Origin of the sequence: Prevotella phocaeensis (assembly GCF_900065875.1) — a bacterium.
Lineage (GTDB): Bacteria > Bacteroidota > Bacteroidia > Bacteroidales > Bacteroidaceae > Prevotella > Prevotella phocaeensis.
Genome location: NZ_LT160626.1, coordinates 281,414 through 300,782, shown reverse-complemented (window position 1 = coordinate 300,782; position 19,369 = coordinate 281,414). Strand labels below are relative to the sequence as shown.

Annotated in this window: 17 protein-coding genes; 9 read left to right on the top strand and 8 right to left on the bottom strand. The window is 46.0% G+C overall.

Going from position 1 to position 19,369, the window contains the following annotated elements:
- Positions 1-110 precede the first annotated feature (110 nt).
- The 3 genes from BN3912_RS09410 (at position 111) to tatC (ending at position 4,104) form a co-directional block, all read left to right on the top strand.
- Positions 111-2,930, top strand: coding sequence for a M16 family metallopeptidase (locus tag BN3912_RS09410; RefSeq protein ID WP_023983492.1), 2,820 nt, complete (start codon positions 111-113; stop codon positions 2,928-2,930).
- A gap of 195 nt (positions 2,931-3,125) precedes the next feature.
- On the top strand, positions 3,126-3,329 hold the full coding sequence (locus tag BN3912_RS09405; protein WP_004369981.1) for a Sec-independent protein translocase subunit TatA/TatB: 204 nt from the start codon (positions 3,126-3,128) through the stop codon (positions 3,327-3,329).
- Positions 3,330-3,333: 4 nt separating this feature from the next.
- Positions 3,334-4,104 (top strand): twin-arginine translocase subunit TatC, encoded by a 771-nt coding sequence (tatC, locus tag BN3912_RS09400; protein WP_023983493.1) that lies wholly within the window; start codon positions 3,334-3,336, stop codon positions 4,102-4,104.
- Between the two features lie 394 nt (positions 4,105-4,498).
- Here the strand turns inward: tatC and BN3912_RS09395 are convergent, their stop codons facing one another.
- On the bottom strand, positions 4,499-4,984 hold the full coding sequence (locus BN3912_RS09395) for a pyridoxamine 5'-phosphate oxidase family protein (RefSeq protein WP_023983494.1): 486 nt from the start codon (positions 4,982-4,984) through the stop codon (positions 4,499-4,501).
- Positions 4,985-5,087: 103 nt separating this feature from the next.
- A complete protein-coding gene (locus tag BN3912_RS09390; protein WP_023983495.1) occupies positions 5,088-6,323 on the bottom strand; it encodes a class I SAM-dependent methyltransferase in 1,236 nt (411 codons plus the stop codon).
- Between the two features lie 101 nt (positions 6,324-6,424).
- Here BN3912_RS09390 and BN3912_RS09385 point away from each other — a divergent pair, with 101 nt between their 5' ends.
- The 5 genes from BN3912_RS09385 to tsaA all read left to right on the top strand — a co-directional run bounded on the left by BN3912_RS09385 (position 6,425) and on the right by tsaA (position 10,883).
- Positions 6,425-6,715: a helix-turn-helix transcriptional regulator gene (locus BN3912_RS09385; protein ID WP_023983496.1), complete on the top strand. Its 291-nt coding sequence runs from the start codon at positions 6,425-6,427 to the stop codon at positions 6,713-6,715.
- Positions 6,702-7,451, top strand: a complete 750-nt coding sequence (locus BN3912_RS09380; RefSeq protein ID WP_023983497.1) for an MvaI/BcnI family restriction endonuclease — start codon at positions 6,702-6,704, stop codon at positions 7,449-7,451. The genes BN3912_RS09385 and BN3912_RS09380 overlap by 14 nt, the downstream gene beginning before the upstream one ends.
- A gap of 178 nt (positions 7,452-7,629) precedes the next feature.
- On the top strand, positions 7,630-9,453 hold the full coding sequence (locus BN3912_RS09375; RefSeq protein ID WP_023983498.1) for an LTA synthase family protein: 1,824 nt from the start codon (positions 7,630-7,632) through the stop codon (positions 9,451-9,453).
- 19 nt (positions 9,454-9,472) lie between these two features.
- Positions 9,473-10,156 carry a phosphatase PAP2 family protein gene (locus BN3912_RS09370; protein ID WP_023983499.1) on the top strand — a complete coding sequence of 228 codons (684 nt, stop codon included), beginning with the start codon at positions 9,473-9,475 and terminating at the stop codon, positions 10,154-10,156.
- Positions 10,157-10,184: 28 nt separating this feature from the next.
- Complete coding sequence (tsaA, locus tag BN3912_RS09365) at positions 10,185-10,883, top strand: tRNA (N6-threonylcarbamoyladenosine(37)-N6)-methyltransferase TrmO (protein ID WP_023983500.1); 699 nt, start codon at positions 10,185-10,187, stop codon at positions 10,881-10,883.
- Between the two features lie 403 nt (positions 10,884-11,286).
- On the opposite strand, the gene BN3912_RS12215 is transcribed toward tsaA, so the two are convergent.
- The 3 genes from BN3912_RS12215 to BN3912_RS09355 all read right to left on the bottom strand — a co-directional run bounded on the left by BN3912_RS12215 (position 11,287) and on the right by BN3912_RS09355 (position 13,335).
- Complete coding sequence (locus BN3912_RS12215; RefSeq protein ID WP_016665218.1) at positions 11,287-11,397, bottom strand: smalltalk protein; 111 nt, start codon at positions 11,395-11,397, stop codon at positions 11,287-11,289.
- 118 nt (positions 11,398-11,515) lie between these two features.
- Positions 11,516-11,977 carry an HU family DNA-binding protein gene (locus tag BN3912_RS09360; RefSeq protein ID WP_023983501.1) on the bottom strand — a complete coding sequence of 154 codons (462 nt, stop codon included), beginning with the start codon at positions 11,975-11,977 and terminating at the stop codon, positions 11,516-11,518.
- 770 nt (positions 11,978-12,747) lie between these two features.
- Positions 12,748-13,335: a hypothetical protein gene (locus BN3912_RS09355; protein WP_051403421.1), complete on the bottom strand. Its 588-nt coding sequence runs from the start codon at positions 13,333-13,335 to the stop codon at positions 12,748-12,750.
- 203 nt (positions 13,336-13,538) lie between these two features.
- Between BN3912_RS09355 and BN3912_RS09350 the strand changes: the two genes are divergently transcribed.
- A complete protein-coding gene (locus tag BN3912_RS09350; protein WP_023983503.1) occupies positions 13,539-14,039 on the top strand; it encodes a hypothetical protein in 501 nt (166 codons plus the stop codon).
- Positions 14,040-14,109: 70 nt separating this feature from the next.
- Here the strand turns inward: BN3912_RS09350 and BN3912_RS09345 are convergent, their stop codons facing one another.
- From BN3912_RS09345 to BN3912_RS09335, 3 genes are read right to left on the bottom strand one after another with little or no spacing between them, the layout of a single operon-like run.
- Positions 14,110-16,131, bottom strand: coding sequence for a beta-L-arabinofuranosidase domain-containing protein (locus tag BN3912_RS09345; protein ID WP_230204699.1), 2,022 nt, complete (start codon positions 16,129-16,131; stop codon positions 14,110-14,112).
- Positions 16,132-16,165: 34 nt separating this feature from the next.
- Positions 16,166-17,206, bottom strand: a complete 1,041-nt coding sequence (locus BN3912_RS09340; protein ID WP_036859006.1) for a DUF4973 domain-containing protein — start codon at positions 17,204-17,206, stop codon at positions 16,166-16,168.
- Between the two features lie 12 nt (positions 17,207-17,218).
- A complete protein-coding gene (locus BN3912_RS09335) occupies positions 17,219-19,366 on the bottom strand; it encodes a RagB/SusD family nutrient uptake outer membrane protein (protein WP_023983506.1) in 2,148 nt (715 codons plus the stop codon).
- Between the last annotated feature and the right edge of the window lie 3 nt (positions 19,367-19,369).

Sequence of the window (19,369 nt, the reverse complement as noted above, 5' to 3'; positions counted from 1 at the left end):
GGTATATGTAATTGCCTTACATATATCGTGTATCTTTCACAGGCAGCGGACGGATCGGCCACATTTCGGCCACTCCGTCGCTTTCAGATATTATTTTAACAGGAACATTCATGAAAAAAATAACTTTCATATTGTGCATTTTCGCATGGTGCACAGCAGCTTTCTCGCAGCAACTCCCGCAAGACAGCACCATCAGGAAAGGCGTTCTGGCGAACGGAATGACCTATTACGTGCGCCATAATGCACAAACTCCAAACGTTGCAGAGTTCTACATCGCCCAACGGGTGGGCTCCATATTGGAGGAACCAAGGCAACGCGGACTGGCTCATTTCCTCGAACACATGGCGTTCAACGGCACGCTGAACTTCCCGGGCGACTCGTTGCGCCCCGGTATAGTAAAATGGTGTGAGAGTGTGGGCATCAAGTTTGGCGCTAATCTCAATGCCTATACCAGCGTCGACGAGACCGTCTACAACATCTCGTCGGCCCCTGTAAAGCGCGAAGGGGTGGTAGATTCGTGCCTTCTGATACTGCACGACTGGAGTCACTACCTGCTGCTATCGGACACGGAGATAGATAAGGAGCGCGGCGTAATACACGAAGAATGGCGCACGAGGCGCGCCTCGATGGCGGTGCAGCGGCTCATGGAGCGTGCCATGCCGGTGGTCTACGCAGGCTCGAAGTACGCAGATTGCCTGCCGATAGGCTCGATGGATATCGTAGACCACTTCCCCTATCAGGATTTGAAAGACTATTATCAGAAGTGGTACAGGCCCGATTTGCAGGCTATCATTGTGGTGGGCGACATCGATATAGACCGCGTAGAACAGAAAATCAAGACACTTTTCGGTTCTATACCCATGCCCCAAAACGCTGCGGAGCGCATTTATTATCCCGTGCCCGACAATGATAAGATGATTGTTTTTACCGCTACGGATAAAGAGCAACCCACCGTAAACTTCACACTCTATATGAAGCGCGACGCTACCCCCATGGAGCAGCGCTCTACAGAGGCCTATTTTGCCGACGAATACAAAACGGATTTGGTCAGAACAATGCTGAACGACAGGCTTACAGAGCTGGTCAAGCAGCATAATCCGCCTTTCATATCGGCATCGGTACGCGACGGCAACTTCTTTTTGGCCGATACCAAAGACGCTTTCATGGCCTCTGCCATGTTCAAACAAGATAGTATTTCGAGCGGTATAGCGGCCCTCTTGGGCGAGATAGAGCGCACCCGAAAGACAGGATTTACACAGGTCGAGTTCGACAGAGCCAAGCAAGAGCAGCTCAACATGCAGCAAAGCAGCTACAATGAGCGTGCAAAACGCCGCAACAGGAGTTTTGTACGTCAGTGTTTGAACAACTTTCTGCAGGGAGAACCCATGCTGAGTCCCGACACCGAACTGGCGCTTATCAAGAAACTCACCGACCGGACAACGCTGGCAGAGCTTAACGATTTCGTGCGCGAAATGATCACCGACCGCAATCAGGTGGTAACGCTATATGGCCCCGAAAAGGGCAACTTCCGCATGCCTTCGCACGAGGCAATAGAAACAGCCATACTTCGCGCGCAGCAAAAGACATACGAACCTTACCGCGAAAAGAAACTCCCGAGCCAACTCATCGGCCGATTGCCCAAGCCCGGAAAGATTGTCTCGGAGCGCAACTTCAAGCATGGATACCGCGAAATGGTGCTCTCCAACGGTATGAAAGTATATGTTCGTCCCACAAATTTCGACGATGACGACGTGAACATGAATATATTCAGCGCTGGCGGAAAGAGTCTCTACCCCGCTTCTTCCATGCCCGATCTTACCTATCTTATATCGGGTGCCACGGCCGGAGGCGTAGGAGAATTTGATGAACTGACACTCGAAAAGATGCTGGCAGGCAAAACTGTCTCCGTAAGTCCGTTCATCAGAGACGAGACTGAAGGCATTAAAGGCAGTAGCAACGTAAAGGATATGAAAACTATGTTCGAACTTACGTACCTTTACTTCACGGCTCCGCGCCGCGATACCACGGCATTCCGCAATCTTATGACGCGCCAGAGCGAGTTCTTGACCAACCGTGATGCGAACCCGTCGGTAACCTATAACGACTCTCTCAGTGCCATCGTCTACGGTCATCACCCGCGTATGCTGCCCATGACCAAGGAACGTTTGAGCCAAGTAGACTACGACCGTATCTTGAAGATATACCGAGAACGCTTCGGCAACGCAGCTGATTTCAGCGTTATTCTTACCGGAAACATCGATTTGAAAGCGCTCCGACCGCTCGTATGTCAGTATCTGGCGTCGCTACCCGCCACGGGTAAGCGCGAAACAGTACACGACACGGGCGCCAACATCATCAATGCAGACGAGGTGCACCGCTTTGTGAAACCGCAAGACACGCCCTCTTCGATGACCACCATCATACTTACGGGCCGGATACCCTATACTGCCAAGAACGATCTAAGGCTGGATGCGCTCTGTCAACTGCTGCGCATAGCCTACACAGAGAAAGTTCGAGAGGAACAAGGCGGTACCTACGGCGTTAGCGTAAGGGGCGACTTGCAACGCTATCCCCACAGTGAAGCGATGGTAAAAATCGCTTTCCGCACCGATCCCGACAAGTATTCAAAGCTTATCCCCATTATCTACGACGAACTGAAGGCGATGGCAGAGAAAGGGCCCGATGCAAACGACCTCGCAAAGGTGAAAGAGTATGAGCTGAAGACCTACGGACAGGTGCAGATTATGAATAACTATTGGGAGCAAGTAATCTACAACGAGCTCTTCAATGGCATAGATCTCGACACCACGTTCAAGGCAGATGTCGAGGCTCTGACCACGGAATCGATACGCGACTTGGCCAAACAAATCTTCGATCAGCACCGCCGTATCGAAATCACCATGTCGTCGAAACCGCTGAAAACAGACTGACCGTCGGGGCCGTGAAGGCAGCGGCCCCCTCACACTCCTCCGCTACGAACGGAATGTTATTTTCTGTTATCATTGTTGCATATTCCCGATATTATTCGTAATTTCGCGCAGAAGCGCTGATAGGCAGGCCGTTCGACTGACCGTGGCGCACAGGAGATTTTAAAACTTTGAATAACCAACGTAAAACAGAATAACATGTTAGGAACACCGGAGATTATACTTATCGTGATCGTTGTACTGCTGCTCTTCGGCGGAAAGAAGATTCCAGAGCTCATGAGAGGACTGGGTAAGGGCGTTAAAAGCTTCAAAGAGGGCGTTAACGGAATAGAAGAAGACCTGAATACCGACAAGACAAAGAAGACAGAAGCACCGGAGAAAGACAACGACAAGACGGAATAAGGCGATGACAACGCCCAATGATCTCACTTTTTGGGAACATCTCGACGTACTGCGCGGCTGTTTGTTGCGCATACTTGGTGTTTCCGTGGCTTTCGGTATTGCCGCCTTCTGCATGAAAGACACGCTTTTTGCCGTGCTGTTGGCACCGAAAGACGGCGATTTTATTACCTACCGGCTGCTCCATATCGAGCCTTTCAGCATTCAGTTGGTAAACATAGGGCTGACGGAGCAATTCATGGTGCACATGAAAACGGCATTCTGCGTAGGCGCGTTGTGCGCTTCGCCCTACATACTCTACCAGCTCTACCGCTTTATTTCGCCCGCCCTTTACAGCAACGAGCGCCGTTATGCCGTGCGAACTGTGGGGTGCAGCTATGCTATGTTTATGGTGGGTGTGGCCGCGAACTACTTTCTGGTATTCCCGCTCACGGTACATTTTCTCGGTACTTATCAGGTGAGTGCGGAGGTGATGCCCATGCTGTCGCTCGAATCTTACATCGACACGCTGCTCATGATGTCGCTCGTGTTCGGATTGGTGTTCGAGATACCCGTGATAAGCGGACTTCTGGCAGTGATGGGCGTGCTGCGTGCCGATTGGATGCGCAAGTTCCGTCGCCACGCCATTGTGGCGATACTCATCGTAGCTGCCGTTATTACGCCCACTTCGGATATCTTCACCCTGCTCATAGTATCACTCCCGATCTGGCTATTGTATGAGGTCAGCATCGGTATAGTGAAGAAATGCGAGGGCACCACTGCCTTGCATAGCAACTAAAAGATAAGGAGCATCCCTTCCACACATCCTTTTTTAATACAACAATCTAATTACCTAAATACCTACCAGACATGATCAACCACGTATGAAACAGGATGCTCCTGTTTTTATTCTTTATGTCTAAGCCGCATATACGGTATATCTATATTCCGCAGGTAGTATATCTAAATTCGACAGACGGCGCGTCTATATTCTTTCAACATTCTTTCCGAAAGAAGAAAACGTCTAATAGAAATCGACATGACAGCTTCATAAACTGTTTTTATCTGCACTTCGAGAGAACTTGAACAAACCAAGCGCCTACGGCAGAACCATCGAACACTCCTCCCTAATCCCCCATCTCTCATCCCTGCTCCCCTACTTTGGAGGGGCTGGGGGAGGCCGCCGTTTATTTTTAAAGCACCTTTTTACGCTTTCCGCTATACTCCGTAAAGTCTATACGGATGATCTGTACGCGGCGAAAACTCTTCTCGGAATACTTCCGACCGAGCTCTTTAAAGTCGGGCGACAGCTTGTCTACCAACAATTCCAATGCATGCATACGCTCTTCGGGGGCAAGGTCGGCACGAGCGTTGCCCGTGAGTACCACGCTTTCATATTCGGTTGTGAACCTATCGGGCAATAAATTAACACGACCGACGATACAGAACGACACAGCCGGATGGCGTTCTATCGCCCGCAGTTTCTTGCCCTCGGGCGCACAGTGTATATAAACAGCATCCTCGCCATTCCACACAAAGTTCACCGGAATGCCGTAAGGTCTGCCTTCCTCATCAGCCATGGAAAGCACGCCATATTCCGACATGGCGAGCAGTTCGCGTGCCCGCTGTTCGTCCAGCAGCCTATCGCGCCGCCTCACGGTATCGTTTACATACTTCATCTCTTCGCCGAATGTATAATGATACAAAGATACATCATCATAACATACGTAAACGATAACAAATGTTACCGCAACACGTTAAATATAATTAAAAACAGTATATTTATTTTCTAAGGATTACAATATATTCATTGCTCATGGTATTCACCTTTCTGCCGGATATATTCGTGGGACTGGTCTTAGATGGCATTCTCTTATTGGGTATTTCTCTTACCAGCGTATCTACATAGTGCAATCCACAACGCTCAAAACATTCTGCCGTAAAATAGTCTAAAGAAATCCGTACACCTTTCACATTCCTATTGCCCACCACATAGCAAACCACGCCGCCTCTGCGTACTGTCTGCGCAACATTCCGAATGGAAAGCCAATAATCGTTCAGAAAAGAAACCACTTCTTCGTACCTTTTAACATCAACTTCGTGGATTTGCTGCAATTCCGAGGCTATCGTATCGGTAACAAACATCTTTTCACGACGCTTTTTACCGCCCATCAACAGGCTGTCGAGCTTCTGTGCATTCTCGAAAGAGAACCATTCATTGGCCCATCGAGAGAACTGTCCGTAGGCTACAGTGGTACGGCTGTCGCCGTAGGGAGGCGATGTAACGACCATATCCACACTTTCGGGCGCGATAAACGATAGGGGTATTCCCGCAGAAGTATCGAAATTACAAATTCGGGCAGTGGCATTACGGGCCACCTTTTCGTATTCTATCAGTCCTTCGATATTCCTCCATACCTTTTCTTCGAACAACCCGAATACGTCAGGATGAAAATCTTTTAGCTTTTCTTCATCCATACGGAAGCGTTTAAACTCTCCGTTACGAGTAAAAGAGGCCTCTCTTACGACCTCTGACAATGCTACATTGAAAAAGTCTTGATTACTGCTGTATTCCTTGATTGACTGGGATAGATAAGACAACCGCAGCAACACGGTTTCCGAATACCAATAAGTATGGTTCGAAATACGGTCGAAATTGCGGTCTACCACCCTATCATAAGAAAAAAATACATTGCGCTCTCGGATTTCATGAAACTCCTTTTTCAAGGTTTCAACATCGTAGAAAGTGGTCTTTACCCTAGATATCAGACGGGCAAGCGGGTTGATGTCCGTACCTACAGAGTGGATATTTGCGAGAGAGGCCTCTACTAAAGAGGTGCCGCTCCCCATATACGGATCGAAAAGAAGGTTACACTTTCCTTGGGGCCTGAACTCTTTAATGAGTGTTCTTGCCACTTGCGGTATCATCATTGCCGGATATATATGGTAACAATGAGTATATTCTTTGGTATTCGCATCTCGGAAATTCCACCGGTCATCAACTTGCCTATGATACATAAATGTATTGTTATAATACGATGGCAAAGATACGAAAAACTCTCAAATTGAGAGCACATTTCATTTAAAAATAATCTACTTTTGCATAAAAGCATTACTAAATGAAAACCGAATATCAAAATTATATCATTTACCGCATACGCCAATTACGCGAAGAAAGAGGATACACGCAAGGTAAAGTAGCAAGTGTAATAGGCATAAGCAATGGACAGATGGGAAATATAGAGAGTCCTAAAACTTCACACAAATACACTCTTTCGCATATCTTGCGTATTTGCAGGGAGTTTCGTTTCCCTATAGAACAGATATTTCTCGAAGATGAAGACTTCAAAAAGAATACCGATTTGATAAATTTGTTAATCGAAAAAATCGTAAAATATGAACAACAATAAGCAACAAATCATAGAGCGTTTCAAACAAGTTAAGGCACTTGGTTTTATAAAAAGCAACAGGAAAAACAATACAGGGATAGGAAAAACATTCGAAGACTATATCGGCGTGTTGGAAAATAATATAGACGAACCTGATTTGTTCGGCTATGAAATCAAATCACATCGTGAAGAAACGGCCTCTTACATTACGTTATTTACTAAAAGTCCGAACTTTCCACGTAAGGCAAACAGCTATTTAAGAGATAAATATGGTATGCCTTACGAGGATAATACCGATTTGAAAAAACTTCATACCTCTATGTTCGCCTCGAAATACAATTCTTTTGGCAACGTTTTCTCTTTCAGACTAATCAACGATCGTAACCGAAAAGCTGTAAAAATAGGTATATACGACCTCGATACAAAGAGACTTATTGATGACACAGTGGGCTATAGATACGATTGTCTGGATAAAATATTGAACAGAAAGCTAAAGAATTTGTTTTATGTAAGTGCTGAAAGACAGACCGAGAATGGCGATGAATACTTCTTCTTCAATAAGGCTGAGATATATTCGCACCCCACATTGGAGAAGTTTCTGACACTGATAGACGACGGTCTGATTATGTTCGACATACGTATAGGCAGTTATCGATCGGGGAAAAACTATGGTAAAACGCATGATCATGGTAGCGGGTTCAGAATATTGGAGTCTAATCTACGGCTGCTGTTCAGTGAACAAGAATACATCGATTAAGGTTTATTCTTGCATTCTGCGATTATTATATCCTAAACGAACACCCGCCCCAACGGTAAAGTTTTATTCGTTAATTTGATAAAAACTCTTTGGGCATGTCGCTCGGTTTGACTATCTTTGCATGCTACTTCATACAGGAAAGAAGAATGCAAACTATTTTTATAGGCTGATCTTGAGTATGATAATCTATATAAAAAAGTTTTTTGCGGTTTATTTTTCATGGGTGTTGGTGTTCATGATGCAGAAACCGTTGTTCATGTTATGCCATTTCGGATTATATAAAAGTTGCAACGCCATCGATTGGTTCGGCGTGATATTGCACGGACTCCCCCTCGATTTTGCTCTTGCAGCATACCTCACAGCACTTCCGGCATTGATTCTAATTGCAACGGTATGGACTTCTTCGCGCGCTCTACATATTATTGTACGCATATATTTCGGTATTGCAGCCACCATCGTGGCCACGGCTTTCGTTGTAAACATTGCCCTCTACAGCTTTTGGGGCATCCCTTTAGATACCACTCCCCTATTCTATTTCTTATCTTCACCTACCAATGCGCTCGCCAGTGTAAGCCTTTGGTTCGTATTGGGCGGTGCGGTTGCCATCATCGTATGTGCATTCCTTATCTATCGTATATTACTCATGGCGTGGAAAATCGGTGGAAAAGGCACCCCTAAACGAGTGCTCTGTACAGCACTGATAACCATCCTTACGGCGTCACTATTTATTCCTATCCGCGGCGGATTTACCACCTCTACCACCAATACGGGGAAAGTGTATTACAGTGAGCACATGCCTTTGAACCATGCAGCGGTAAACCCGCTGTTCAGTTTTATGGAAGCATTCGCCCATGAGGAAGACTTTACGGCACAATATCGCTTTATGGACGACAAACGGGCCACCGAGTTGTTTAACGAAATGATAGAACATAAGCCCGATACACTGAATGACAGTCTCTTTACAACAAGGCGCCCGAACATCGTATTCGTAGTATTGGAAAGCTTTTCGGTAAAGCTGATGCAGACACGCGAGAACGGTGTAAAAGTAACGCACTGCATAGACAGTTTAGCTCACGAGGGCATCTATTTCGACAATTTCTATGCTAATAGCTTCAGAACCGACCGAGGTCTCGTAGCTATTCTTAGTGGCTACCCTGCCCAACCCACCATGAGCATCATGAAATATCCCCATAAAACGGAACATATACCCTCTATCTGTAGCATTTTAAAGCAGAAGGGATATCGCTCGAAGTACTATTATGGAGGCGATGCCGACTTCTGTAACATGCGCTCTTACCTTGTTTCGTCGGGCTTCGGCAGCATTGTATCGGAGACAGACTTCCCCATCTCCACCAGAAGAAGTAAGTGGGGAGCCCCAGATCATGTGGTATTCGATCGCGTACTCAACGATTTTAAACGCTGCAAAAGTAAGGTCCCGACGTTCACTGTGGTGCAAACATTGAGTTCGCACGAACCTTTCGACGTGCCTTGCAACCGTTTCCGAACCCAATCACTCAATGCTTTTGCCTATACAGACAGCTGTTTAGGGCGCTTTGTCGACACATTTCGCACGCTTCCGCAGTGGAAGAACACCCTCATAGTAATCGTTCCAGACCACTTGGGAGCCTATCCCGAGAAACTTAGCTATTACCAGCTTTCAAGATACCATATACCTCTGATTTTCACAGGAGGCGCTATACGCCGAACACGCACGGTGCATACCATCGGTTCACAGCAAGATATCGCAGCCACACTGCTCGGTCAACTCGGCATAGATCACCGCAAAATGATTTTCAGCAAAAACATGTTGAACCCACATGCACCCCACTTCGCCTTCTTTGCCGTGCCCGACGCTTTCGGTATGGTGACCGAAGACAACCAACTGATCTACGATAATTCGTCGTCGAAAGTAAAACTCAACACAGGCAAATGCCCCGGGCAAAACCTTGAACGCAGCAAGGCATACTTGCAAAAGCTGTACGACGACATAGACAAACGATAAACTTAAAACACCGATAACGATGCCTATCCTGACAATAAACATCCTTCAACCGCTGTTAGATTTAGACCGCGATATGTTTCTTGCCATCAACAATTGGCACAACTCGTACTGGGATGTTTTCATGATGCTATGCAGCGACCGCCGTATATGGTTGCCATTCTACCTGAGTTTTATTTACATGATGTTCCGAAACTTCCCTCTTCGCGTCAATATAATCTGCCTTTCGGTCATCGTGATACTCATTACAATCTCCGATCAAGTAACATCTACCTTCATACGTCCGTGGATAGGTCGGCTCCGACCGGCTAACCTACATAACCCGATCAGCTCTTTCGTCCACATCGTAGACGGCTATCGGGGTGGTAATTTCAGTTGCCCGTCGGCTCATGCCGCCAACTGTTGGTCGTTTACTTTCTTCATCATTTACCTTTTCAGACGCCATATTCTGTCGGCTTTCATGATATTTTGGGCACTCGTAATATGCTATTCGCGCCTCTATCTCGGCGTTCATTATCCGTTCGACCTGTTGTTCGGCATGCTTATTGGTTTTGTTGCGGCCTCGGTCATCTACTATATTTTCCAACGACTGCGCGGAGAAGACACGCATATATATAAGCCCGCGGGCAAGAATTTGAAGCATGAATACGTGCCGCTATATGCAGGTATCATCACTTTTATTACCATGCTTGTGTGGGCGATATAACGTCTGCAGGCACTATTTCCTCATTCCGATGACTCCGATAGCACATTTCCATTCTCCTTTCAGTACCAAATTCGGCATTCCCAAGCAAAGCGGATTGGTGAAAGCGCTCGAAGGCGAAATCGTTTTCGAGCCCGAATACCGCAATCGGGATGCCTTACGAGGACTCGAAGAGTTCGATTATTTATGGATAATATGGCAATTCTCGGCCAACAAACACGAAACTATAAGTCCAACGGTTCGCCCTCCGTTACTCGGAGGCAACACGCGTATGGGCGTATGGGCTACGCGGTCGCCGTTCCGCCCGAACGGCTTGGGCCTCTCATCGGTACGTATCAAGAAGGTTGACTTCGAGCGATGTGTCATTCATGTGCTCGGTGCCGACCTGATGAATGGCACACCTATCTTCGACATTAAGCCTTACATTACCTATGCAGATAGTCACCCGAAGGCCCGGAGTGGCTTTGTAGACGCACATCCCATTGTGCGTTTAACAGTGAAGATACCCGCACATCTCGCTTCTCAGTTAGGGCCGGAACGCACAGAAGTACTGCGCAAAACGCTTGAACTCGATCCGCGTCCGCATTATCACAGCGATGACACCAAGACTTACGGCATGTCTTTTTACAACATGGATATCAAATTCAGAGTTTGCAATGGAAAGGTGGTAGTAATAGCTCCCCCTGCAGACTCCCCTCTACCCTCTCACGATGACAGAAAGAAAGACTGAGTAATGAAGATGGTCGTACAAAAGATAAGCGGTTATATCTTCCTTTAACTGTCATTGCAAGTAACTGAAAGCTATGCTTTTTCTCTACCTATCTTATTTAATTCCACAAAGTCAAAGAACGAAACTGTAAGAATGTTCGACTTATACAAACGTGCCATCCGCTCGAACCCACAAAATTAAGAATACAAAACAGTAGAAACTTAGACAAGCCAAGTCTCTACTGCCTTATGTAACAGAAGGATTTTTCGTTTACATTGCAGGGCTTTTCCCACCCACTTCCTACAAAATAAAACCTTTCTTCTGCTCCTCTGAAGAGGTTGAACAAGGTTCTCACTCCTCGCTAAATCCCTATTCCTTCATCCCTCCTCCCACTCCTCTCCTTAAAAGAGGGAAAGGAGAAGGCCTATCCTTCCAGCGTCTTCTGTCCGCCTAAGATACCGAGAATAGCGGTAGCGACGGTGATTACGATCTTGATGATTACCTTCCAATCGTTGTTATTCATAGCATTACTCATATTTTTTGTGTTTTACGTGGCCCCCGACTGCCATGTACGACAGCCGGCGACTACAAAGGTTAATAAAATTGGTTACCAATCCGTAGACCGTTCCTGTAACAATCGGGCCGAACAACTCTTAGGCATGTTCGCCGGGCTGGGCAGGTGTTTTGGTCTTCTCTACTTTATGCTCCGGACTCAACTGTGCCGTAATACCATGCAGAAATGCACGCTTGCGGTGAGAACCTTTGGTGCCTCCGCCCGTCATTTCGGGGCAGAAATTCAGATGATAGCCCTTGATATTCTCGGTAACATTAAAGTTTTTCGGCTCATTAGCGGGCGCTGTAGTCAGTCCAACCCTAAAGATACCGAAACCATTGAGCTTTACTGCATGGCTTGCCTGCAACTCATCGCGCATCACTTCTATGAGTTCGGTCAACACAGCTACCACATCACTGCGCTTCACCGTACAGTTGCGTTCGATCTTCTCTGCCAAGGCAGCCGTATCCACCATATCGGTCATCACCGCACGAGCATACCACTTACCCTTATAGGCAGACTTCTTGTTGTTGTTCTGATAAAGTTTAAAAAGTACTGACATAATAATACATTATTTATAAATTAAACCATTCGCGTTGCGGTTTACGATGTTTTTCATGCGTATCAGACTATAGCCGGCGTCATCCTCTGCACTTTTCGTTCCGCTGTGCGGTCAACCTTTCTGATTGACAATGCAAAGATAACACCCAAACACTGCCTTTCCTAATATAACGACTATAGTTCTTCATGGTATTTTTTATGGGATGTATCGGGTATATGAAGAAAGAAAAACGGGGAAAGAGGAGAGCCGAAACTGTCTTTCGTAATTCTACTAAAAATATTTCTCCCCGTATAAAGAAAAAATTGAGAAGGGATCGATTGAGTTGATTTATCATGTACAATTCCCACCACAGCTCCCTTTTCCAAGGGAAAGAATATGTTATAAATCTTAGACTTAGCCCATATTTAAAGGATAAAATAAAAGAATGGAGATAAAAAATAATTTGATTATGATGAATGCCTAATATCTGCATTACAGGAATTCAACTTGCTTTTAAATAAAAGACAAATGATGAAAGGTAGATGGTTGACTGCTGTACCATAAGGATTTAGCTTACCCAAATCTTTTAGGATAATATTGCTTTTATCGTATTTTTATAAGGACTTATGCATGGCAGGTCTCTATAATTCTATTAAACCATCTGTCTGCCGGGCACAAACGCCACGTCTAACCTACATAGGCAACACATCCGATAAAATTATCTCGTGGCAGTATCTGCTTTTGATGATTATTTTATCAAAAACACGACTACCATTTCTGCCCAATAAACATCAGCCGAAAAGCTTCACTTCCATACGGTTCCTTCTTACAGAAGTTTCATAAAAATCGATAATATCATCATAGTTTATAAAGTTAAACCTATTCTCTTGGGGCTTATATATCTCCAATTCAAGAGTCCGTTCGTATTTATTACGGTGCTTTTCGGGTGCCACGATCGTAAAACTCGTATCAAAATTCTTTAACTGAAAGCTTCTGTTAAAGGCCCCATTGAGTGTGCTAACGCTGTCGACCACTTCAAATACGCACTTCGGGAAAGCGTACCCTTGCTTATTGAACCATATTACATCTATGTATTTCGCCTCGTTTACAATTCCTTCATAAGAAAAACGGGGAATATCGGGCATGGTTGTAAAATCGCGAAGTTGCAGATGATCCCGATATGCAGCCGAAGGATCGGCCGTATAAGTAAGATAGTTATTCAAATTGCCCAATTCGATGCAGATACCTTCAATATACAAATGCATTCGCACTTTATCCGTTGTATCGGGCCTTTGTTCCTCCTGATAGTCAGACAGAGCATAAATACTCAATCCTATTTTCTTAAACCTACGGTTATTCTTCAGCTCTCTATACAACACGCCCGTTCACTCCACTCTCCACACTCCCTCGCTCCACGAAAGGGAAATCCCCCTGCAAAAGAGGCATTTCCCTAATCTGTTTTAGGTAAAACTCTTCTTTGATACGGCGAGGCTTGGCTACCTTTGCAGTAGATCAATACAGGAAACAATATTTCCTCGGAGATACAGAAAGAGAATGTCTAACAATATAAAAACCTACGATTATGAAACGATTACTGATGATAGTGGCTGCTTCGGTTGCAATAGCGCTGTCGGCCAACGCAATGGGGTACAGAGAAGCCTGCGAGGAGGCACGTTACTTAACCGACAAAATGGCATATGAGTTGGGACTTTCGCCACGAGAATACCGGCGCGTATACCGCACGAACCTCGAATATCTGCTTAGCGTAGACGATTACGACGACCTCTACACACGTCATTGGCGCACCCGAAACTCGGCACTGCGCGTGGCTCTGAGCGGCAGACAGTGGAGCCTATTCATCGGAACCGACTATTTCTATCGTCCGCTGTCGTGGCGTAACGGTGGCATAGTACTCAACATCCGTTCATATGCACCGCGTTATCGGGCGCCGCGTTACTGTCCTCCGCCTCCCAGACCATATTGCGGGCCGCGCGATGGGTGGGATCGACCGCACGGAGACTTCAAATATAAGCATCATAAACACCACAGACATTATAAACACTACGACGATGACGATGATTAATGATGCCACAGATAATTCTTGCTTTTCTTGGTATTGTTCTCCAAGAAAAGCGAGAATGTTCTTTCATTAGTTACTTCTTTGCAACGGGAAAGGCCGAAATTCTGAGACGAGCCGCACCCATCGGCACCAGAGTAATAGTCTCTAAAGTATCACTTTTTACAGCATCTTCGGCGGGAAGTACACCACAGAGGCCAGTTTCATCTATTTTCCACGAGGGAATGCGACGACCTTTAGCCCTAAATTCCAAGGGTACATTTTCTAACGAGAATGGGAAGTTATCCGCAGGCATCGGCTTTTTTAGTATCTCGAAAATACCAAGCGAACTATTTGGAGCTACCAATAAAGCATAGTTCCACGGGCTATCGGCATAAATCTCCCACGCAGGCCACTGCGATGCATCGGCATTTTTCTGCCATTTGCTGTCGCCGATAGCGGTTTCAGTGCTACTGCGTTGTACATATCGTTCTTTGATCTTGAGCGAGAGTGTCAGCGGGCCATAGTCGATGCTCGCACTGTTTTTGTTGACTTGCCACCGGCGTATATGCAGTGCCATCGGTACATGTAACGTTATTACATCGCCCTTCTTCCAGTTATACACCATACGAATATACTTGCCGCTTACAAGCTCCGCGTTCTGTTTCACACCGTTGATACTTACTTCGGCATTGTTTGTCCACGAAGGAATACGCAAATATATGGGGAAACGCCCGCCGCCCTTGCTAATGGTGAAACGTATTTTGTCGCTGAAAGGATAATCGGTTGTCTCCGTTATCGTTACTTTCTTGTTTCCTTCCACCTTCACTTCTGCCTCGCAAGCTGCATACAACGCCATGGCGACACCATTGTCGGGGGTGGCATAGATCAAGTTCTCGGAATAATAAGGCCATCCTTGCGAATGATTATGCTGGCAGCAACGGCTGCTGAAAGGATTCATGGAAAGGAAAGGGCCGCTGTTGTCTATGCCCGGATGATGGTTTTTAGAATCGCTCTGCACCATGTTGGGCGAGGTGATATAACGCAACGCCTTGAAGTCTGGCATGACGGCTGCAGGATAGGTATTAAAGGCAACATCTTCGCAATTATCTGCCCAATAAGTGTCTCCGGTGAACCGAAGCATAATCTCGTCGGATGCCATCTGCTCCACCATTCCGCAGGTTTCAACACCCTGACGCGGATCGATATATCCCATGCGTGCATTCTCATCGGCGCCGAACATGCCGCCCGGCACCTGTCCGAACGTACGACGAATGAGTTGCTGATCATTATACGAAGCATCAAGAAAAACCTTTTCGCCTGTGAGCATGTAATAAGTAGCAGGCTCGCGAAAGCATTCCGCAATATTCACGTTATGCCAATTGGGAAGCGTGGAGGCCTGACACCAGTCGGCGGTATTGCGGTGTATCTTCCGTGCCAAGTCGAGCAGAAAGGTATTGCCCGTACGGTTATAGAGCCAAAGCACGGTATAAAGGTTATCTCCACCGCGGCTTTTCTCCCAATAATCCTCAAGAAAATGGTCGTCGGGAAGCGAGAGTTCCCACTTGAAGTACTTGGTCATCAGGTCGATAACACGCCGGTCACCTGTATATTCATAGTAAGACTGCAGCGTGGTGAGCATGATCATCTGCGCCCAGAGCTCCGGTTTGCCGTTCGATAAGTTGACAGGTCCGAACGATCCGTCGGCACGCTGGCTCTTGAACACGGCCTCGATCCACGTCTTTGTCTCGGCTATCATCTTCTTGTCGCCGAGGATATAGGCAAGACTGCTGTAACCCTTGAGCCAGTAAGGCACCTCTTCCCAACCGTGGTCTCCGCCGTTTGTCAGCCATGCATTGTTGTTTTTATCCAGCCAAGCCGATATTTCGCCGAGATGACCGGTAAGTCCGTCGCGCTGTAATTCCAAGTAACGCCCCAACCATCCGGCAGGCCTGATGCTGCCAACAGGGAGTTTCATAAAAGCCACCTGCTGCAATGGAGCTCGACTATTAATATAATTTGTACTGCGGACATGGCGATCGGGACCGTCTACCACCTTTATTTTTGCCGTTTGGGCAGAAACTCTAACGGTACTGCCCCCAAAGAGAGACAGCACCATTAATATAATAGATAATCTGAATTTACTCATCCTGTTATTGCCCTTCCTCTGACCATTGAATTGCATAATCAGGATTTTTAATCTGTGTATTGAGCTTGCGTTCGAGTGTTAACGTGCCTTGGGCCGTGTAAGACATCTCATAGCCCGGCACAGAAGTATAATCCACGTAAGTGTAGTTTACATTATTGATGATTACATAGCGATGCTTCAGGTAAGGTCTCACCTCATCCATCTGCTCGTAGATACGGAAAGAAGCCTTGCCGTCTGTCTGGAATTTAAGATCGGCATTATCCGACCAAAAGGTAACCGTTCCTTGCGTCTCACCGTTAAAGCGGGCATATATTTTGTATTTGGCGCGGTCGGTACGAGTTTCATCGATATTTCCGGCATAAAAGAACACCGTATTTTCATCTACAACATAAGCACGCGACGTTTCAAGGCCGATGGCATTTGCCGGATCATCACTATTGGCAAGCGTCAACGTCGTAGCAGAATAATCTCCCGAGAAATTATTGTAAGGATAAATACGAAGCATTGCCTTTGCATAATTCTTGCGGGGATGGGGGACGTAGTTATACGACGCATCGTTCAATATTTTGATGGGCAGCACCCACTTGTCAACCATATTGATGTTCTTGAAATTGAAACGGATGTCGAGCAAACCTATATCCTCTCCCGAATTAACTGCAACTGTTTCCGGATATGTAGCATAGTTGCTCATGTCCACATAATAAAGGTCGCTGCGATTTTGATAGCGAGCGTAGTTCAGAATGCCTAATGTATCGGTATCATGCGCCACATGTACGGTAATATTATTGCCATTCTGTGTAGAACCGCTTATAATAAGCGGCAACAAATAGTTTGAAAGTCCGGCCTCTCCAAACTGCAGATTGCCGTCATCGGTATGGCGGCTATAAGGCACATAAACTGCAGTTACGCCATTATCATTGAGCGGAGCTTTGAAACTGACATACTGTACATATTGCTCTTTTGTCCATTCATCATTGCATGATGCAGTCAATAGTAACATTGACAACAGAAACATCTTGAATATAGATATGTGTTTCATATTCATTCTAATTTACAATTAATCATTATAAGTCCACCCCGGATTTTGGGTTAACTTCTTGTTTCGTTTCAATTCGCTATGAGAAATCGGCCAGAAATACATTCTGTCAGAGAAAGTTGCCGATAGGTTATAGGTAGGAATTACTTTCTGGAATTCGTCTCGTTTGGCCTGTGTTTGGAACACATTTAGACCATACACCCTTTTCGACTCCTCGATCGGAGCATCCATCCAACGGCGAAGATCGAAGTAACGCTTGCCTTCTCCCATAAATTCTATCATGCGCTCACGCTTGATTTTGGTACGCAGTACATCCTTATCTGAATATTCTGCACTTGTGTAGTCGGGCAATCCGGCACGAATACGAACGGGATTGATGCCCTTTTTCATCTCTTCTACATCACGGCCGATGGTATAAGTAGTAGAGCCATCCCATGAAGCGATTTGGTAAGTACCGTTGAGTTCGTTCAATGCTTCAGCATACATCAACAGGATATCTGCATAACGAATAGCGGTTTCTACTTTTTCACGAATTGTAGAATAACGATCGCTTGTATTCGAAATATAGTCGTAAGGGTTATACCATTTCCTGCAACCGATACCGGTACGCAGATAAGAGAACGCATTCAGATATCCGTTACCGCCTGCACGATAATAGAAAATCTGTTTATTGCGTTTAGCTACCGAGGGATCACCAAGGCACTCCCAAACAGAACCGTTGAATGCTACAGAGGCATAGAAACGAGGTTCACGCTTGACATATTGCAAAGATACGTTTATTCCGCCTTTCGAAACGCTGGCCGAAAGCTCCGGATAAAGTCCGTTACGGATATCGGCACGAGTAGTCCACCCCGTTACGCGCTCGGAACCATCCCCACCATTCATCTCGCTGTCTTTACCGGGAACATCTGTTCCGTCGTTCATATAGTAGGCATCTACCATCTTTTGTGTCAGTCCGTGAGTATTCCATCCGCCAAGACTTACGGGCATTTCATGCACAACCAGCGCACCAATACCGAACTCATTATCGCTTGTTGAGATGTTGCTGACGCGTGAGAAAATCAATTCGGGATTTTCTGCAGCATTTACAACTCCATCGAACAAGCTACGATAAGACAAATACGGATCGATATCTTTCCAGCCATTAGGCCAATTCTTCGTAGAGAAATTACCGTCATCGGGAGGAGTTATTGTAACCGGAGCATCATCTGTGGCCGAATTGCGATAGCTCGCATGATACAAGTCATACACACCAAGATTCATCACATCTTTACAAGCCGCTGCAGCACGTGCCCATTTAGCTTCATCGTACTGCATGGTGAGCAAGGGTGTACCATCGTAATTAACCAACTGTTTGGCTGCGGCATCCGTCACACCGGCAGGATGACTGCCGTTTGCCAATTGCCCATTTGCCAACGGACTCGCCGCATAAATGTAAGCAATAGCACGCGTTGCCAAGCAAGCCCCCTTAGTCGGACGAGCTGCATTTCCCTCATCACGCTTGGTGTACTTTATCTCTTTGGCAGCCTGTATCATCTCTGAAGAAATATAGTTGGCTACCTCTTCATAGGTACTGCGTGGCGTTGCAATGTCATCATAGCTCTGTGTGTAGTCTATGCCATCATCAGGAATAATTGGAACAGGACCGTATTTACGGAGCAATAACCAATAATAATAGGCACGTACAAAACGGGCTTGCCCCCGATAATCTTCGATCTGTTCGGGCGTCATCTCTTTATTACGGTAAATATTATGGATGAATACAGATGCTTGGAAGATGCCCTTGTAGCAATTATACCATGCTTCTTGTCCCACATTCTCGTCGTACCTGCCTTCATGAAATGCATTGTAAGAAGCGAAATTGCCGTCTTTACTATCACCATATATATTATCGCGGTCGCCATAATACATATCGTCGTCGAAGCAGAAAGGATTAAATGCCCCGCCACCGCCACCGGTTCCGCCCTTTGTTCCTACTTCTGCATTCACACCTTTGAGGAACGAATAGGCGTATGCAAGCCACTCCTCCGACTGTGTTTTTTCGGAAAACACAGATTCGAGCGTTTTACGATCCTCGAAATATTTGTCTGAGTCGAGGTCTACACATGAGTTGAGAAGAGCTCCTGCACCGATAATCGACATCAAGAATATAGAAAATTTCTTATTCATAAT

What these genes read in the sequence shown, in the direction of transcription:
- BN3912_RS09410 (WP_023983492.1), top strand. Translation starts at nt 111, where the DNA reads ATGAAAAAAATAACTTTCATATTGTGCATTTTCGCATGGTGCACAGCA.
- BN3912_RS09405 (WP_004369981.1), top strand. Translation starts at nt 3,126, where the DNA reads ATGTTAGGAACACCGGAGATTATACTTATCGTGATCGTTGTACTGCTG.
- tatC (WP_023983493.1), top strand. Translation starts at nt 3,334, where the DNA reads ATGACAACGCCCAATGATCTCACTTTTTGGGAACATCTCGACGTACTG.
- BN3912_RS09395 (WP_023983494.1), bottom strand. Translation starts at nt 4,984, where the DNA reads ATGAAGTATGTAAACGATACCGTGAGGCGGCGCGATAGGCTGCTGGAC.
- BN3912_RS09390 (WP_023983495.1), bottom strand. Translation starts at nt 6,323, where the DNA reads ATGTATCATAGGCAAGTTGATGACCGGTGGAATTTCCGAGATGCGAAT.
- BN3912_RS09385 (WP_023983496.1), top strand. Translation starts at nt 6,425, where the DNA reads ATGAAAACCGAATATCAAAATTATATCATTTACCGCATACGCCAATTA.
- BN3912_RS09380 (WP_023983497.1), top strand. Translation starts at nt 6,702, where the DNA reads ATGAACAACAATAAGCAACAAATCATAGAGCGTTTCAAACAAGTTAAG.
- BN3912_RS09375 (WP_023983498.1), top strand. Translation starts at nt 7,630, where the DNA reads ATGATAATCTATATAAAAAAGTTTTTTGCGGTTTATTTTTCATGGGTG.
- BN3912_RS09370 (WP_023983499.1), top strand. Translation starts at nt 9,473, where the DNA reads ATGCCTATCCTGACAATAAACATCCTTCAACCGCTGTTAGATTTAGAC.
- tsaA (WP_023983500.1), top strand. Translation starts at nt 10,185, where the DNA reads ATGACTCCGATAGCACATTTCCATTCTCCTTTCAGTACCAAATTCGGC.
- BN3912_RS12215 (WP_016665218.1), bottom strand. Translation starts at nt 11,397, where the DNA reads ATGAGTAATGCTATGAATAACAACGATTGGAAGGTAATCATCAAGATC.
- BN3912_RS09360 (WP_023983501.1), bottom strand. Translation starts at nt 11,977, where the DNA reads ATGTCAGTACTTTTTAAACTTTATCAGAACAACAACAAGAAGTCTGCC.
- BN3912_RS09350 (WP_023983503.1), top strand. Translation starts at nt 13,539, where the DNA reads ATGAAACGATTACTGATGATAGTGGCTGCTTCGGTTGCAATAGCGCTG.
- BN3912_RS09345 (WP_230204699.1), bottom strand. Translation starts at nt 16,131, where the DNA reads ATGGTGCTGTCTCTCTTTGGGGGCAGTACCGTTAGAGTTTCTGCCCAA.
- BN3912_RS09340 (WP_036859006.1), bottom strand. Translation starts at nt 17,206, where the DNA reads ATGAATATGAAACACATATCTATATTCAAGATGTTTCTGTTGTCAATG.
- BN3912_RS09335 (WP_023983506.1), bottom strand. Translation starts at nt 19,366, where the DNA reads ATGAATAAGAAATTTTCTATATTCTTGATGTCGATTATCGGTGCAGGA.